This window comes from Nonomuraea sp. LPB2021202275-12-8, assembly GCF_037044575.1.
Taxonomy (GTDB): Bacteria; Actinomycetota; Actinomycetes; order Streptosporangiales; family Streptosporangiaceae; genus Nonomuraea.
This window is the reverse complement of record NZ_JBAHWD010000102.1, coordinates 1-2069: the sequence shown is the minus strand read 5'-3', so window position 1 is coordinate 2069 and position 2069 is coordinate 1. Positions and strand designations below refer to the sequence as shown.

4 protein-coding genes and 1 pseudogene are annotated in these 2069 nt (G+C 67.7%); all 5 read right to left on the bottom strand.

Features of this window, described 5'->3' with window-relative positions:
• A pseudogene (locus tag V5E28_RS48835) lies at window positions 1-282 on the bottom strand (hypothetical protein); the annotation flags it as partial.
• A 195-nt stretch (window positions 283-477) separates the two neighbouring features.
• Window positions 478-651 (bottom strand): hypothetical protein, encoded by a 174-nt coding sequence (locus tag V5E28_RS48830; protein ID WP_336217162.1) that lies wholly within the window; start codon window positions 649-651, stop codon window positions 478-480.
• Window positions 652-655: 4 nt separating this feature from the next.
• Window positions 656-1090: a hypothetical protein gene (locus tag V5E28_RS48825; protein ID WP_336217161.1), complete on the bottom strand. Its 435-nt coding sequence runs from the start codon at window positions 1088-1090 to the stop codon at window positions 656-658.
• Between the two features lie 458 nt (window positions 1091-1548).
• A complete protein-coding gene (locus tag V5E28_RS48820; protein ID WP_336217160.1) occupies window positions 1549-1833 on the bottom strand; it encodes a GlsB/YeaQ/YmgE family stress response membrane protein in 285 nt (94 codons plus the stop codon).
• A gap of 19 nt (window positions 1834-1852) precedes the next feature.
• On the bottom strand, window positions 1853-2069 hold a 217-nt coding region (locus tag V5E28_RS48815; protein ID WP_336217159.1), incomplete at its 5' end, for a hypothetical protein.

Genomic DNA, 2069 nt, shown 5'->3' with positions numbered 1-2069 from the left:
GACCCCGATGCCGAGCAGGCCGAGCATGAACAGCCAGTCGACCCAGGGCTGTCCGGCCAGGCTGGAGAAGAAGGCGCCAAGTGCGTTCTCGCCGGTCCCCTTGAGGAAGCCGGTGGTCGGGCTCCCGCCGGAGATCCAGGCCCTGTCGGCCGGCGTGGCCAGTCCCCAGCCGAAGGTCTTGTCGAGGAAAGCCCACAGGAAGATCCAGCCGATGCTGATCCGCGCGGCGGCCCAGACGTAGTCGACAGGCCGGGGCCCCGGCCCAGGGCGCGCGGCGTTCATGACGGGGGCGGGTCGCGGTCCTTTGGTGACGGCCATCATCGGTCCTTTCGGTGCTGTTCATACGGGTTTCTCAGTTCGGCGGTCACCTCAGGCTCGGCGCAGGTCCAGATCGGGCACCTTGGTGGTCACTGCTGCGCGGGGCATGTCCTTGCTCCCATCCGAGACGTGGCCTGGAAGGCCGGATCCCGAGCTTGGTCAGCGCTTTCTGCGCCAGCGGGTGCCCGAGGTGCCGATGCCTGCCTGATGGAGTGCGAGCAGGCACAGTCCGAGCAGGATGAAGGCCGTCCCGCCGATCCCGGCGATGGCGGCGTTCAGCAGGTCGAGCAGCAGGCCGATCGCGAAGACGATGGCCGCGACGATGGCGAGCACGACGTCACCGCGTCGCGTGGTCGTCGGCGAGCGGCATCAGCTTGTGCAAGACGTTGCGGTAGGCGCGCAGGGCCATCCGCAGTCGCTCGGTTTCCGTCTCGTCGGGGTCGGTGTTCTTCCAGGGCTCCTGGAGTTCGTGCAGGCGGCGCTCCAGCGTGTCGCGGATCGAGGTCATCACTTCGTCCATGAGCGAGTCGGCTCGCTGGACGGCTTCGCGCGGGTCGTCCACGAAGGACGCCTGAAGATCGTGCCACCGGTCCAGGACACTGCTCGGATCGCTGCCGAGCAACGAACCGCGTTGCGGTGGCGCGGGTTCGGCCGCCGGGTCGAAGACGAGCTTGTCGGAGGTGGTGGCCGGCGAAGTTTCGTGGTCGAGAACGGGCGTGGGTCGAGGTGGCGGTATGTCGGTGATCTGGTCCTCGTCGTGGCGGGTGTCCATGCGATCAACTCTCTCGGGGTCGCCGTGCAGGGTCGGGTGGTGGTCACGGGCGGCGGGGCGCTGTCGTCGGGGAGTTCCTCGAACAGGACGCGGTAGTGCACGATCCTCGGCGGAGGCTTCGTCACGCGCGGCGTGGCGGGCCTTCCTGTAATGGTGCAGGAGCGCGACCGTGCACCACCGATGGGTCAGAGAGCTCCTGGCCATGGCCACCATCACCAGTTGATCGGCCTCGCCTACGCCGGGACTGGCGCGTCCACGAACTGCTCCTGCGGTTTGGTCCACCGCGCGCTGTGGCACTGCCGGGCCTGCGGGCTGAGTGGCTTGACGCCGAGGGAGCGAACCGCTCTTCGCGGGTCCCGTTCGTTCAGCGCGAACGTGACGATGGCCCCGATGACGATGGCGCAGTACGACTGACGATGGACCTCAAGTCGCGCCCGTGCCGCGGCGCTCGCCCGCTGTCATCGGCGGCCCACCCCGCGACCAGAACGCCGCCCGGTGAACAGGTTGTAGGCGAGCAGCAGAACAGCCGCGCCGACGATGGCGCAGACCCACGTCGACAGGTTGAAGAACCCCTGAATACCCGAGATGTGGAACAGCTGCGTGGCCACGAAGCCGCCCAGCAGTGCGCCGGCGACGCCGAGCACGAAGGTGAGGATCAGCCCTTGCGGGTCTTTGCCGGGGACCAGCGTTCTGGCCACCAGTCCGGCTACCAATCCGAGGATGATCCAGGCGATGATGCCCATGACCGAACTCCTAGTGCAGCTAATCGATGTCTGCGCGGGATCGGTCTTCCGGACCGGTCGAAGCAGGGGGCCGGCCGCCGCAAGATTGACGGCGCCGACAGTCGAACTTGTTCGCCTCGAGCCAACACCCCCGCGCACGGGCCGGAAACAGGCGATCCGGGAAGGCTTCATCTGCAGAACCGATCAGCAAGGTGAAGGGATTGCGTGGCGCAGCCCGGCGCATCACGCCAGCTCGT